The 14,755-nt window shown below is 45.4% G+C and carries 16 protein-coding genes and 1 pseudogene; 2 read left to right on the forward strand and 15 right to left on the reverse strand.

Annotated features, from left to right (window positions below; genetic code table 11):
• From IJN28_06680 to spo0A, 14 genes and pseudogenes are all read right to left on the reverse strand, one after another.
• Positions 1-948, reverse strand: a 948-nt coding sequence (locus IJN28_06680) for a hypothetical protein (protein MBQ6713450.1), incomplete at its 3' end; no start/stop codon positions are given.
• A gap of 222 nt (positions 949-1,170) precedes the next feature.
• Positions 1,171-2,643 (reverse strand): spore germination protein, encoded by a 1,473-nt coding sequence (locus IJN28_06685; protein MBQ6713451.1) that lies wholly within the window; start codon positions 2,641-2,643, stop codon positions 1,171-1,173.
• A 51-nt stretch (positions 2,644-2,694) separates the two neighbouring features.
• Positions 2,695-3,048, reverse strand: a complete 354-nt coding sequence (gene spoVAE / locus IJN28_06690) for a stage V sporulation protein AE (protein ID MBQ6713452.1) — start codon at positions 3,046-3,048, stop codon at positions 2,695-2,697.
• 12 nt (positions 3,049-3,060) lie between these two features.
• Positions 3,061-4,065 carry a stage V sporulation protein AD gene (gene spoVAD / locus IJN28_06695; protein ID MBQ6713453.1) on the reverse strand — a complete coding sequence of 335 codons (1,005 nt, stop codon included), beginning with the start codon at positions 4,063-4,065 and terminating at the stop codon, positions 3,061-3,063.
• A gap of 3 nt (positions 4,066-4,068) precedes the next feature.
• A complete protein-coding gene (gene spoVAC / locus IJN28_06700) occupies positions 4,069-4,557 on the reverse strand; it encodes a stage V sporulation protein AC (protein MBQ6713454.1) in 489 nt (162 codons plus the stop codon).
• 196 nt (positions 4,558-4,753) lie between these two features.
• Positions 4,754-5,485: a SigB/SigF/SigG family RNA polymerase sigma factor gene (locus IJN28_06705; GenBank protein MBQ6713455.1), complete on the reverse strand. Its 732-nt coding sequence runs from the start codon at positions 5,483-5,485 to the stop codon at positions 4,754-4,756.
• Between the two features lie 12 nt (positions 5,486-5,497).
• Entirely contained in the window at positions 5,498-5,911 is a 414-nt protein-coding gene (spoIIAB, locus tag IJN28_06710) for an anti-sigma F factor (GenBank protein ID MBQ6713456.1), read from the reverse strand.
• A gap of 26 nt (positions 5,912-5,937) precedes the next feature.
• Positions 5,938-6,273, reverse strand: a complete 336-nt coding sequence (locus IJN28_06715) for an anti-sigma factor antagonist (GenBank protein MBQ6713457.1) — start codon at positions 6,271-6,273, stop codon at positions 5,938-5,940.
• A gap of 93 nt (positions 6,274-6,366) precedes the next feature.
• Entirely contained in the window at positions 6,367-7,506 is a 1,140-nt protein-coding gene (locus IJN28_06720; protein MBQ6713458.1) for a D-alanyl-D-alanine carboxypeptidase, read from the reverse strand.
• A gap of 86 nt (positions 7,507-7,592) precedes the next feature.
• A pseudogene (locus IJN28_06725) lies at positions 7,593-8,914 on the reverse strand (thymidine phosphorylase).
• Positions 8,911-10,092 (reverse strand): phosphopentomutase, encoded by a 1,182-nt coding sequence (locus tag IJN28_06730; GenBank protein ID MBQ6713459.1) that lies wholly within the window; start codon positions 10,090-10,092, stop codon positions 8,911-8,913. The pseudogene IJN28_06725 and the gene IJN28_06730 overlap by 4 nt, the downstream one beginning before the upstream one ends.
• A gap of 263 nt (positions 10,093-10,355) precedes the next feature.
• Complete coding sequence (gene spoIIM, locus IJN28_06735) at positions 10,356-10,994, reverse strand: stage II sporulation protein M (protein MBQ6713460.1); 639 nt, start codon at positions 10,992-10,994, stop codon at positions 10,356-10,358.
• 133 nt (positions 10,995-11,127) lie between these two features.
• On the reverse strand, positions 11,128-11,658 hold the full coding sequence (locus IJN28_06740) for an NUDIX hydrolase (GenBank protein ID MBQ6713461.1): 531 nt from the start codon (positions 11,656-11,658) through the stop codon (positions 11,128-11,130).
• A gap of 17 nt (positions 11,659-11,675) precedes the next feature.
• A complete protein-coding gene (spo0A, locus tag IJN28_06745) occupies positions 11,676-12,458 on the reverse strand; it encodes a sporulation transcription factor Spo0A (protein MBQ6713462.1) in 783 nt (260 codons plus the stop codon).
• Between the two features lie 190 nt (positions 12,459-12,648).
• Between spo0A and IJN28_06750 the strand changes: the two genes are divergently transcribed.
• Both IJN28_06750 and IJN28_06755 read left to right on the forward strand, forming a co-directional pair.
• Positions 12,649-13,374 (forward strand): nicotinamide mononucleotide transporter, encoded by a 726-nt coding sequence (locus tag IJN28_06750; GenBank protein MBQ6713463.1) that lies wholly within the window; start codon positions 12,649-12,651, stop codon positions 13,372-13,374.
• A 52-nt stretch (positions 13,375-13,426) separates the two neighbouring features.
• Entirely contained in the window at positions 13,427-14,302 is an 876-nt protein-coding gene (locus IJN28_06755; GenBank protein ID MBQ6713464.1) for an EamA family transporter, read from the forward strand.
• Between the two features lie 82 nt (positions 14,303-14,384).
• On the opposite strand, the gene IJN28_06760 is transcribed toward IJN28_06755, so the two are convergent.
• Positions 14,385-14,755, reverse strand: a 371-nt coding sequence (locus IJN28_06760; GenBank protein MBQ6713465.1) for a LysE family transporter, incomplete at its 5' end; no start/stop codon positions are given.

Consider the following 14,755-nt stretch of genomic DNA (forward strand, 5'->3'; position numbering starts at 1 on the left):
ACTCGCCATCGGTGTTCCATTGAACTCACTTCTAACAGCTTTTGCCTTAAATACTTTGTTGACAGCTTCCGTTCCATCAAAAACATTTTCGATTGCATCGGAATATAATGCACCCTCATATTTTGCATCAAGCACTACTTCTTCCGAAGATTCTTCTTCAGAAGAACTCTCTGTATCAGGCGTCTGTCCATTGGTTTCTTCAACAGTCGGTTGCGACTCAACAGCTTCTCCTTCATCTGCAATCTGCTCGTCAGCAGCTTCTTGCTCAAGGATATCTTCTGTCGTGGCTTGTGCGTTATTCTCAAAACCTGCTTTAGAACTCGAGATCGATTCAGCGATCTTCACAGCTGTCTCGCCAAACGATTCTCCACCATTATTGGGGCTAAGATAAAGAGAGCCCCTGATTATTTCCGTCATTAGATTATTCGGATATACTCCGTTTAAATTATTGGAAAAAATATATCCCAACTTATCGTTTTTGGGAAGCTCATACAGTTCTTTTAACTTGACGAATTTTTCAATCTGCTGTTCTTGTTCGTTCAGACTCAAAGTCGTTACAATAGTCTTGACTTCTTCACGATATTCGTCCAATATCTTTTCGACCTCAGCATCCATACAATGAAGCTCGTTGATAAACATCTCTACCGTTTTTATATAGGCAGCTTTTTGATACTTAGCTTCCTGCTCTTTGATCAGCTTTTCTGCTGTTCCGATCGATTTGCCACGGATCTCGATCTGCAGCTTATCGGTTTCGGCATATATCTTAGTCTGCAATTCCACGATCGCGTGGAGATTCTGTCCAATATCCTCACAAACATCTCTCGACAAAAAATGATCTTTCCCTATCTCATTTCTAACATTCCGCAAGTCATTGTCCAGTTTCCCGATACATGACTTTAATTCCGAAATGAGTATACTTATACTACCCAGACTTTCTAATTCTCTCACAACACCAGCCCCTCTCTTTGCAAAATATTATATCTATCGTTCTTTTTGTAATACAATGTATTCATATATTTAATTTTATCATATTTATGGTGTCATGCCTAACGAAAATCAAACTTTTTTCGCTAAATTCAGACTATATGATTTTCTTTTTTCCTAAGATCACATCTGATTTACAAAACAAAAAAACAGACAATATCCTTCCGAAATATTGTCTGTTTTTATTCATTTTTCTCCCGTTCGGTTCGCTTTCCGCGGTTTCAGCACAGACGGTCTTTTCGCATCGTCTGTGATCGGCAAACGAAAGAGTACACTTTTCAGTGCGTGAAAATCCCACGGAATGAGCGGCCACAGATACGGTACACCAAACGATTTTGTCCGCACGAAAATAATTGCTACGATAAGCATTGCAACGAGGAATCCCGGAAGATGAAATAGTCCCGTCGCAACGATGAGAAACAAACGAAACATCCTAAGTGCCATTGCGAATTCTACGCTCGGTGTAGCAAAGCTGCCTACCGCGGCAACGGCGATATAAAAGACGACTTCATTTCCGAAAAGGCCAACCTTCGTCGCAAATTCTCCCAACATAAACGCGCCGATGAAGCCGAGCGCAGTCGCCTGTGCACTCGGTACATGGATCGTTGCCATACGCACAAGCTCCAGTCCAAATTCCGCCAATATGAATTGTATGGCGATCGGTATGATGCCGGGTTCTTTCGGGCCGAGGAATAATAATGCTTCGGGTAAGATATGACTGTTCATCGCCAAGACAAGCCACAGCGGCGGCAGAAAAAGAGAGAAGAACACGCCCACAAGCCGAACGAGCTTGAGGAATGTACCGACAAGCATCGTCTGATGATATTCTTCGGCATGCTGTACATGGTGCCAAAACGTCGTCGGCAGAATCATGACGTTCGGCGAAGTATCGACCATGACACACACATGCCCTTCCAATAGGTGCAGAGCCGCCACATCGGGTCGCTCCGTATACCGCACCTTCGGAATAACATCTAAGCTTGTCCCCTCAACGATATATTCTTCCACCGCCCGCTCTGCCATCGGGATCCCGTCAATATCGATCTCTTTCAACTTGCTTCTCACATCATTGACAAGATCGGGATTTGTCACATCGGCAATATAGGCGATCGCTACGTCAGTCTGAGATCGTGTACCGACTTTGATGATCTCAAATCGTAGATTCGGATCACGCAGTCTTCGTCTGATAAGAGCCGTGTTAAACACAAGTGTTTCAATAAATGAATCCTTCGACCCGCGCGTTACCTTTTCCAACGTTGATTCTGACGGAGTACGAGCCGGAAACATACGCGCATCGACTGATAACAGTTCATCCTCTCCATCAATGAGAAAGATCAATTCGCCTGCCAACAGATTGATAACAGCTTGATTCAAGTCCTGTACGATCTTAGCCTGCTGTATCGCCATTTTATGGACGAACAAGCTTTGGAGTACGTCCGCCGAAATATGTGTTTCGCTCGGTAACGGGAAAAGTGATTTCAGTGCATCGGTTATCATATGTGTCGCATTCATACCATTGATGCCGAATGTCGCGATTCGTTTATTCCCAAGGTGAAATTCACGGTAGATGATATCGAAGCTGACACCTACACCAAGCAATTCTTTCATATACGCAACATTCTTCTCAATATTTCGGTCAATGCTCTTCTTTTCCGTTATCATAGATTCACCTGCCTTTTCTTGTCACGATCACCTGCACAAAGTCTGTCATCAGTCTTTGGGACGGAATAATATTGCCATACTAAAACCAAAAATGATTGCCGCTGTGATACCTGCCGCAGTCGCTTTGACCGCACCGCTGAATATTCCCAAAAAGCCATCTTTTTGCACAGCTTCTATCGTACCTTGCACCAATGAATGACCGAATCCCGGCAGAGGTATCGTTGCTCCTGCACCCCCAATGTCGATAAGCGGCTGATACCATCCGAGAGCACTGATCACACCACCAAGCACAACAAACAGCACCAATACATGAGCAGGCATCAGAGGCGTCAGATCCATCAACAGCTGCCCGATTACACAAATGATTCCACCGACGATAAAAGCCATCAGTAATCCTTCCATGATAGCGCCTCCCTATAATTCGATCGATACAGCATGCGATATACAAGGAATAGATTCTTTTTGCTGATAGGAAGTCGGACTGTGCAGACTACCTGTCCCCAAAAGAAGCACTTTGCTGAGCTTTTGTTTAAGCATCTGCTTGAACAAATATCCGCAAAAAACGAGAGCCGAGCTGGCACATCCGCTGGCACCTGCATGCGCATCTTGATTCTCCAAGTAAATCATGCAGCCGCAATCATCATAGACACCACTAAGTTCTATCCCATCTTCTCGCATCATACGAAGCACGATCTCACGTCCGATCGCCCCCAGATCGCCCGTATAGATCTTATCATAATAAGCAGGCGTTCTTCCTGTATCGGCAAAATGTTGACGAAGCGTATCTACAGCCGCAGGAGCCATCGCCGCACCGAGTGCATTCGTATCTTTGATACCGTAATCGACCACCTTACCGATGGTACCTGTCGTAACGCGCGGTCCATAGACAGCCTTACCGATCACTGCACTTCCTGCGCCTGTCACCGTCCATTGCGCTATCGGCGGCCGCTGTACACCAAGTTCCGTTGGGAAACGATACTGCCGTTCTGCCGCCTCGTGATGGCTTGATGCACAACACGCTACCGTATCACAATACCCACCGTCTACCATCATCGAGCCGACGAGCATACTCTCCGCCATCGTTGAACAAGCACCATACAAGCCGAGAAACGGTCTGCCTACCGTACGCATCGCAAAATGTGTACTCATCAGTTGATTCAGAAGATCTCCTGCCAAAACACAATCAATATCTTCGATATTCCTACCGCTTTTTAAAACTGCTGTTCGCACGGCTTGCTCCATCATTTTCGACTCACATTGTTCCCATGAAGCACAGCCGTTGATGTTATCCGTCAATACAACATCGAAATAACCACCTAACTTTCCTGCGCCTTCCTTACTGCCTGCAACCGTTGCTGTATGCAAGATGACAGGTTCATTCGTAAAAATAAGCGTCTGCTCTCCGATCCGTCGTTTCATCACTTATCCTCCTTGTCCGCCCATCAACCAATAAATAACCCCGATCGCTACCGCAGTCGTAACGCCATAGACGATAACAGGACCTGCAATTACAAACATTTTCGCACCGACACCGAACACAAGCCCTTCACGACGAAACTCCATCGCGGGCGCAACGATCGAATTCGCAAATCCGCTGATCGGTACGATAGACCCTGCACCCGCCCGCTTACCGATCTCATCATATACCCCAAGGCCTGTCAAAAACGCACCCAAGAAAACGACAACGATTACAACTGCTTGTGATGCTTCTTTTTTCTCTAAGCCAAACGAGTCCATAAAATAATTCTGCAACATCTGCGCCAGCAAACAAATTGCACCACCGACCATAAATGCCCATACGACATTCTTGATGACCGTCGGCTTGGGACTGACATCATCGACCAAATTTTGATATCCTTTCGGTATCTTTGGGCTTGAATCCCCCACAATATCACCTCCACTATACTGCAGTCGCGCGCAAGATAGGTCCCTCTGATTCGGGCAGATATCCCCAGTAGACAAAGCATCCTATCGCGACCACTATGACACATACAAGCAATATCCGATATATCATACATAACACCTCTTCGTTATCGTTTCCTCCAAGCACCCGATTTATCCCTGTTTTACATAAAAAAACAGGCAGACATTCTGCCTGCCCTTCTCTTTATCTGTTTTTTGTTTCCAAAACCTTTTTTCGCAACAGCAAAATCGCTTTTTTCTCTAAGCGCGACACCTGTACCTGCGATATTCCCAGTCGTTTCGCAACCTCCTGCTGCGTTTTATCATGCCAAAATCGCATCATAAGGATCTCTCGATCACGAAGTGACAGCATAGATAACTGCTCCCTCAAAAATATTCGTTCGATATCATCAGGGCGCGTCACATCAGATGCTATCATCTCAAGCAATGTCACACTATCAGCAGAGCCTCCCTGTGGTTCATCCAGCGATGAAACACAGTGTTGCACCTCCATTGCCGCCGCGATATCAGCAGGCGCAACTTCCAGTTCCTGCGCAATTTCTTGTACCGTCGGTTCTCTGCTCAGCTTGTCCCACAAAGATTGCTCCATCATACGCACGCGCTGTGCCAGCTCTTTTAGAGAGCGACTGACGTGTATCCTTTGATTATCACGAAAATACTGTTTCAACTCCCCGATAATCAGCGGGACGGCATATGTTGAAAATCGCACAGCACGCGTACAATCAAACCGTTGTATCGCCTTGATAAGACCGATACAACCTGTCTGAAACAGATCGTCCCATTCTTCACCACGTAATCCGAATCGCTGTACGACACTTCGTACCAAATTTAAGTTATCAGCAACAATACCCGCTTGTACCTCCATGTCACCGCTTTGTGCCAACAGAATCTGTGATATGATTTTTTCCTCGCACATAACAGTCAGCACCTACTGCAGCGTTATCGGTGAACAAGACTTCACCATGCGCACGACCGTCCCCTGATCAACTACCGACTCTACCGTAACAGAATCCATAAAAGATTCCATAAAAACAAACCCCATCCCCATTCTTTCAGTCTGCGAAGAAAAATCTGCTTCACGTGCCTTCTCAACATCAGCAATACCGATTCCATGATCACGTACCTCATATACGACAGACGAATCCTCGATCACCATTGATAATTCGACCTGCCCCATCCGATTCGGGTACGCATGAATTACCGCATTCGATACCGCTTCCGACACAGCAACCTTGATCTCCTCCAATTCTGCAAGCGTAAAATCAAGCTGTCCTGCAAACGAAGCCGACGTGACCCTCGCTACTCCAACATTTTCTTCCCACGCATCAAATATCATTCGCATCTGATTCTTATGCTTTACCACGGCTGTCACACCCCTTCTATCGCATCTTCTCGCGTCTTATAAACAGGCATCAGCTTTTGAAGCCCCGAAACCTCTATCATCCGACTGAGCCGCGGACATATCCCGTACATGGCACTACGACCGCCTTTTTGTTCGATCTTCTTATACCGTCCAAGCATCATACCAAGTCCCGAACTGTCAATAAACGTGACATTACTTAAATCAAAGACAAGATACATCGCATCCCAACGCATGATCGCATCATCTATCGCATCTCGATACCCTTCTGCCGAATTCAGATCAAGCTCTCCTTCCAGCACAACTACAAGCACACCTTTTTGCATCATGATTTTATTTTCCATATTATTCCTCCTTTGTTTGTTGTATCTTCTGCGCCGCTCCTTTATTTCCTTCTTTTTCCATATATTTATTTTACAAAGAAAAAAGCACCCTTATCAGGATGCTTCCCAAGTCATCATACGCACCATATTCCGCTCAACGATCTGCCAAAATCTGATCTTACCGATACTCCTTCCTGCCATCAGATCAACGCTGACAATATCAGCACCGTTCTCACGTAGGATCATTTGTCCGCAAACCTCTCCCGCGCTGATTGGGGCAATGACTTCCGTCGGCATAATACGTTCGATATTTCTCTTTTCTTTACCTCTCTTCTCCAGGTATCCGATCGGTTCCGATGCGATCAGTTCGACTACCTCTTCTTCACCGTTTCGTACAGTTGCCGAACCGACGACATCACCTGCTTCAGCGATCTTTTCATATTGATAGTTGCGATACCCCCAATCGAGGAGTGACATACTTTCTCGCAAATGCGAACGCGGTTCTTCCGCGCCGAACACAACCGCAACCAAACGCAGTCCATCTCGCACGGCTGTTCCCGCAAAACAATATTTCGCTTCTTCTGTCCAGCCTGTTTTCATACCGTCCGCCCCTGCATACCACCAGAGCAGTTTGTTCGTATTGACGAGCCAATTCTTCCCACCACGCAGCCAGACTTCTTTTTTTCCGCACAACTCCAAATAGAGCGGATGCTTGACTGCTTCTCGAACCAATACCGATACATCACGAACGCTCATGTAGTGATTCTCTGTCGGCAATCCATTTACATTGGCGAAATGCGTATCGGTCAACCCCAGTTCCTCCGCCCGCCGATTCATCGCCTCTACCGCCGCGGATTCGCTTCCGTAGATACGCTCCATCACAGCATACGCCGCATCATTCGCACTAACAACGGCAATCGCCGTCATCATATCGTATGCACTCATCTGCTCATTCGGCTCAAGCCATATTTGCGATCCGCCCTCTTTTGATGCGGGCACACTCACAGCGAGCATCTCATCAGCCGTCATTACACCGCTCTCTACGGCTTCTACCGCAAGTAAAAGCGTCATGATCTTTGTTACACTGGCAGGCGGCAATCGAAGCGTGCTGTCTTTTTCATACAATACCGTACCGTTCTCGTCAGTCACTATCGCAGACCTAGCCGTAAGCTCCGGCACGCCCGAAGCATAGCAAGATATGCTATACACACAGATCAGACTGATGGTCCCCAACAATAACAAAATGCGCCGCATAGATTTCTCTCCTTTGCCCTTCTTTCTTCCATGCATATTCCGCATCGAACAAAAACAGACCAAAAATATCTATGCCGCGCATTTACTTATTCTGTATGAAGTCCGTTTTTATCTACAATGCCGTAGATAAGACGACCTTTTTTCACACTATGTTCGCTCATCTTGATACAATTACGCAACAGTGTGCTTGCATCAACAAGAGCATCTTTTTTATTCGTATACAGCACCGCCAAACGGTCTCCGCGCCGTATCCAATCGCCAAGACCGCAGTGCATGATAAGCCCTGCCGATAAGTCTATCGCATCACCTTTTTTCGTTCTGCCCGCACCGAGAAGCGACGCACACATCCCTATTCTGTGCGTATCCATCGACGTGATATAACCTTCTTTTTCTGACAGCACTTCCATCTGATAAGAAGCCTGCGGAAGAACAGACAAGTCTTCGATAAAGTCCGTCTTACCGCCTTGCGCTATCACAAATTCGCGAAACTTATCCAGCGCCTTGCCCGATCCGATCAGAGAATCGAGTACAGGATACGCCGCCCGCACCGTAGGTACAATACCCGCCATATGAAGCATATTTCCGGCCAATACATAACAGACTTGTTTCAAGTGACCGTCTTTTTTACCGCGCAATATCTGCACAGCTTCTTCCACTTCAAGCGAATTACCGATCTGCTTTCCAAGCGGTTCCTCCATACTGCTGAGCACAGCTCGCGTTTCACGTCCGACCAGCTCACCGATCGCGACCATTGCCTTGGCCAAAGCTTCTGCTTCTTCCACCGTTTTCATAAACGCGCCGCTGCCGAACTTGACATCGAGCAATATCTTATCGGCACCCGATGCGATCTTCTTGCTCATGATAGAAGATGCGATAAGCGGAATACTGCTGACCGTTCCCGTCACATCACGCAAGGCATACAACATACGATCGGCAGGCACCAAGGCATCTGTCTGCTGTGCAATGGCGATCTTGATATCGCGAACCTGCTTTGTCATCTGCTCTTTGGAGAGCGCCGTCGAAAATCCGTCTATCGCTTCCAGCTTATCGATCGTACCACCCGTAAACCCAAGCCCACGCCCCGACATCTTCGCCACAGGCACACCTGCCGCCGCCACAAGCGGAGCGACTACCAGCGTCGTCGTATCACCGACACCGCCCGTACTGTGCTTATCTATTTTCACGCCTTCGATCGCAGATAAGTCTACCGTATCCCCCGATGCGACCATCGCCATCGTAAGATCTACTGTTTCTTCATCATCATACCGTTACAGCAGATCGCCATAAGCATCGCCGACATTTGATAATCGGGAATCTGTCCGCTGACATATCCATCTATCATCATCTTTATCTCATCACGCGTAAGTCTCTGTTTTTCTCTCTTTTTCGCAAGCAGAGTCAGCATCATTCATTCTCCTTCCACACCGCAAGAAAACTCGTTCCGTATTCACCTTTTTCCATCGCGAAATTATCCCGAATCGTCGCTGATATATCGGCAAACGACTCGCGTACACCCAGATCAACACACGCTTTGCCTTTGCAATATGCCAAGATCGGCACATATTCACGTGAGTGGTCGGTACTTACTGTCGTCGGATCGCATCCATGGTCTGCCGTAATAAAGAGTAAATCCTCCTCCGTCAGCTCATCGAGCAACACAGACAGCTGTTCATCGAACGCTTCCAACGCCTGCTTATATCCTGCCGCATCATTTCGATGCCCGTACAAGCTGTCGAACTCAACAAGATTCGTCATCACAAGCCCCTGTCCGTTCCATGTACGCGCCATGCGTATCGTTTCATCCATGCCGTGCTCATTCGACTTCGTCAAAATCGTTTCCGTCAGACCGCGGTGTGCAAAGATATCTGCAATCTTTCCAATACCGATCACATCGAATCCCGCATCCTTCATATCGTCGAGAAGCGTAGCAGACGGCGGCTCCAAGCTGTAATCATGGCGATTGCTCGTCCGCGTAAACGCACCACTTTCTCCGATGAACGGACGAGCGATGATGCGACCGACAGCATGATCGCCGACACAGACCTTCTCACGAGTCAAGCGACATATCTCATACAGCTCGGGAAGCGGTATCACAGCTTCATGTGCCGCGATCTGGAACACACTGTCTGCCGATGTATAGACGATCGGTTTTCCCGTCCGTACATGTTCTTCACCCAATTCCGCAATGATCGCAGTACCCGATGCCACACAGTTGCCCAACACGTCTTTTCCCGTCACCTCACGGAATCTATCAATTACCTCCTGCGGAAAACCATTCGGATATGTTGGGAACGCGCGAAAAAGCGGAACGCCTGCTATTTCCCAATGACCGCTTGTCGTATCTTTTCCCAGTGACAATTCCGCCATCTTACCGTAAGAAGCAAGAGGTACATTTGTATCGTCCATGCCAACAATAGGCGCAATATGCCCAAGCCCCAGTTTCTCCAATACAGGAAGTCTGAGCCCTCCTTGTGTTCGTGCAATATTACCGAGCGTATCCGAACCACCGTCACCATAACGCTCTGCATCAGGCAAGGCACCAATTCCGACACTATCCATCACAACCAAAAATACGCGTTTAAACATCGTATCATCTCCCATTACCTGACAAAATCTATTCTATTATATAAATTCTTGATACAAAGACAAAATCCTTGCATAAGAAACTTGTATACAACATCATATTCTCAGCGAACGATCGGGAACAGCCTGCGGTATCGGTTCATTCAACAGCCACCATAATAAAAGCCCGAACCCGATTCCCACAATGATCGCGAGCAAGATATACTGCTTCATGGATAACCACCTTGCCAACTGCAGACACCTATCTCTCATAGCATCTCCTCATTTCAGCCAAACATCCCATAAATTCCTTTAAGCAAAAACGGAGAAACGTACACCTCTATCAATATCCCGACAAACGTTATTATCAGCATCATCGGCAGTATCGCCAAGTATCTCACTCCATGGCTTCTAAGTTGCAGCGTCGTACGCGAAGTACATCTGCGGATCAACAGAATACTGAACGACACGGCACAAAGCGCAGTAAAAATCATACTCGGCACAAACAACAACTGCTGTGGCAGTATGCCTATCACAGCAAACAGCGCGCCTTGCAGGATATATTCATGGATAAAAAATCCTATCGTAAACCCAAGAATAAAACCCTGCGTAAACACCAGAAAAAAGATACACGGTATCCCGATCATCGTAAATCCCAACATCCATATCAAAAAAATACTCTTCATATGGTGAAATATTGCAATCTCGAGCGCTTCACTCGGCGATATCACGCCTGCCTGCTCTCTTAGCGCACCCAGATATCCCTCTAAATAATCCGCCAACTCCAATAACTGCGCATCAGGCAACACGCGAACAGCAAATGCCCCGCTCACAATCCCCGTACCGAAAATAAGCACAATAAAAAAACACACAGCAAAATGATGTTTGATATAACCGATCATATCCCTAATCCAAGTATGATCCATCTTCGTCCCCTCCGTTCCTCGTTGATTCATATTCATGAAACGAAGGCTTTATGATTCTTGTCAAAACAAAAGCAAGCATCATTCTCACTCAAGAATGATGCTTGCTTTTGTCGGTTATCATAATTCTCACTAATTAGATGCCTGCCATAAACAAGGCTACAAGTGTTTTCGCATCGACGATAGTTTCATCGGCGATCATGCGGCGAATTTCTTCAGGCGTACATAAACAAGTATGGATAAATTCATCTTCATCGGGACATGCTTCATCGAATCGCATATTTTCCGCTTTGTACAAATGGATGACCTCATCCGTAAATCCCGGTGTCGTCAAAAGTGATGTGAGCTTTGTCCACGAATCTGCAATATATCCCGTTTCTTCTTTTAATTCACGTTTCGCACAGATAAGCGGCTCTTCCTCTGCGTCCAATTTCCCTGCAGGGATCTCCAATGTTATTTTACCGACAGGATAACGATATTGACGCACTAATACGATACGACCGTCACTTGTGATCGGCACAACAGCCGTCGCACCCGGATGTTTCACATATTCACGCGATGCTTCTCTGCCATCAGGAAGAAGTACCTTATCTTGATATATCCGCAAAAAACTCCCACGATACACTTCTGTCGATGTGACCTTTTTTTCTTCCAAACCTTGCTCCATATTGACCCCTCATCTTCCTATCGTGCAACCATCTCCAATCGAAGTTTATCAGCAATCATCGCCATAAATTCAGAATTGGTAGGTTTCCCTTTCTCAATATTAATAGTATACCCAAAGATACGATGAATCAAGTCAATATTTCCGCGTCCCCATGCAACTTCTATTGCGTGACGAATCGCACGTTCTACTCTGCTTGGTGTCGTCGAATATTGCTCCGCGATCATCGGATAGAGAACCTTGGTAACCGAGCCTAATAGTTCCATATCGTTCACAATATGCAAGATCGCATCGCGCAAATACTGATATCCCTTGATATGCGCAGGGATCCCAAGTTCCCTGATAATATTCGTCACTTCAATATCAAGCGATTGTCTTGCCACTGCTTGCACTTCTGTCTTGGAACTGATGGGACGATGTTCATCAAGCATACCTGCCAGCAAACGAAGTCGATTTACTAACACCTCCTTTTCGATCGGTTTCATCAAATAATAGTCTGCGCCCAACTCCAGTACCGCTTTTACCGCAGTTTTGGCAATCTCGCTGACAACAATGACCTTCGGCCGTTTGGTTTCCATTTTCGACATCGTTTCCAATACACCGATTCCATCAAGTTTCGGCAAAATCAATTCGAGCGTTACGATATCGGGAGATTGTGTTTCAATGATCTTGATCAATTCCTCACCATCACAAGTCGTCCCGACTACTTCGAAATCCGCCTGTTTCGACAAATAATCTCGTAGAGATTGCACGAATCCCCAATCATTGTCAGCAATTGCAATTTTGATTTTCCCCTTATACATTATTTTTCTCCCTTCATTTGTTTTTGGTTTTGTTTTCCATATTATGGTTATTCGACACTCCTTTGGATAATCCTTCCTTAATTACATATTTCATCCAACTATTTCTTGCTCTTTTCTTGCCTTGTCAGAAACAAATTTCTATTATAAAATAAGGTTTATATGACAAAATAATCCAAGGAATAATTATCGTATGACAAATATGAAAACGATTTTGAAACATGAATTGACTAATTGGAAATTATGGGAGATCTCATGGCTTATATTCTGTATTCTGTCAATCACATTCTTATCTCTCTACTGGAATGATACATTGATCGGCATAATTTCTGCCGTGTCGGGCATCACTTATGTAGTCTGTATCGGAAAGGGCAATATCAGTGCCTACTTTTTCGGCATGATAAACTGCGTGCTATATTCGATGATTTCATTCGAAGCGACACTATACGGTGAAGTCCTCTTAAATGCAGGATATTATCTTCCTATGATGTTTGTCGGTGTATTTTTATGGAAAAAGAATATTAACCAAGTTACATATGAGATATCCAAACGTCGCATGTCTTGGTATAGCAGAATGATCGGATCATTCGCTATACTTATTGCAAGCTATCTGTTGGGCTTGTGGTTACGCTCCTTAGGTGATGTGATGCCATTTATTGATGCCTTTACGACCGTTGCTTCCGTCGTTGCCATGATCGCTACAGTCAAAATGTATTCCGAGCAATGGTGGATATGGCTGTTTGTCAATATATGCAGTGTTTATATGTGGTATTGCGATTTTCAAGCAGGCTCTGATAATATTGCTACCCTTGCAATGTGGGGCATCTATTTGATAAATGCTGTTATTATGCTAATTAAATGGGAGTCTGAAGCAAAACATTGTGAGCTTTCACTTGCACCCGGCACGAACAAAACATAGAAGGCACAGTCAAATTCATTTTGATACAATAAGGTTATAGGGAGTTAGTATTATGCTGCACATTATGTCACCACGTTTTATGATGATCACAGCTATGGCAATATTCGGTACGCTGGGTCCGTTCGTACGAAACATTGCCGTTTCTTCGGGAGAATTGGCACTATATCGCGCCATCTTGGCGGCACTGCTGATTACGGGATTTTTATTTCTTACCAAACAAAAAATACCGTTTGCCGCTATCAAAAAAGAGATACCTCTTCTCTTGGCTTCCGGTATGGCAATGGGTATCAACTGGATACTTCTGTTTCAGGCATACAAATATACGACCGTTTCACTTGCAACACTCAGCTATTATTTCGCGCCTGTTATCGTGACGCTCGTCTGTCCGATCCTGTTTCGCGAACGACTGACCATTAAACAGATCATATGCTTTATCATGTCGACACTCGGACTTATTCTGATCATTGGCATCGGCGATGTAGGCAGTGGAAACAATCTGCTTGGTATCATGTTCGGCTTGGGTGCCGCAGTATTTTATGCGACAGTCATCCTCTTGAATAAGTTCATCAAAAATGTCGAAGGAATGCCGAGAACCTTTTTGCAATTCATTGCCGCGATCATCATCTTGCTTCCGTACGTCTTTTCAACAAGCGGTATCACACTCTGTAACCTGGATAACATCGGTTGGATCAATCTTCTGATCGTCGGTCTTTTCCATACAGGTATCACGTATTGTATGTACTTCTCCTCGCTGAAAGAATTGCCCGGCCAAAAGGCTGCTATCCTCAGCTATATCGACCCCTTGGTCGCAGTCCTCATCTCCGTCGTTATCTTGGGTGAAGCAATGACCTTATGGCAAGTGATCGGTGGTATGCTGATTCTTGGATTCACATTGTGGAACGAGATATCGCCGAAAACAAATCAATAAAATAAAGACCGTTGATAGAGAAATGCCTCTACGCAACGGTCTTTTTGTATTTATCGGGACACCATCTTACAATTATCCTATTCTACTGCTTATTTAGAAACATCTTTATTCCAAAATATACGATCACTACACCCACTACAACATTCATACCATTGGAAATAGTGTCAGGAAGAAATTCTTTCATCTCTGTTCCAAGGATAGCTATCCCTGTCAAAAAGAATACTGTCGCCGAAACCAATCCTGCCGAAAAAAAGAACAATTCCGATCGACGTAATTGTTCTTTTATCATCTTTTGGGTCAAAACTGTTCCCCAAAATACGATTGTCAGTGGATTTGACAACGTCAGAATAAGCCCCTGTACAAAAACACTTTGCGCATCACTATATGAAGAGATATGCAAAACGATATCACGGCCAACAACTTCTAATATCATATTGATGCCGAACAAACATA

The sequence above is a fragment of the Selenomonadales bacterium genome (assembly GCA_017442105.1).
In the GTDB taxonomy this organism is placed as follows: domain Bacteria; phylum Bacillota; class Negativicutes; order RGIG982; family RGIG982; genus RGIG982.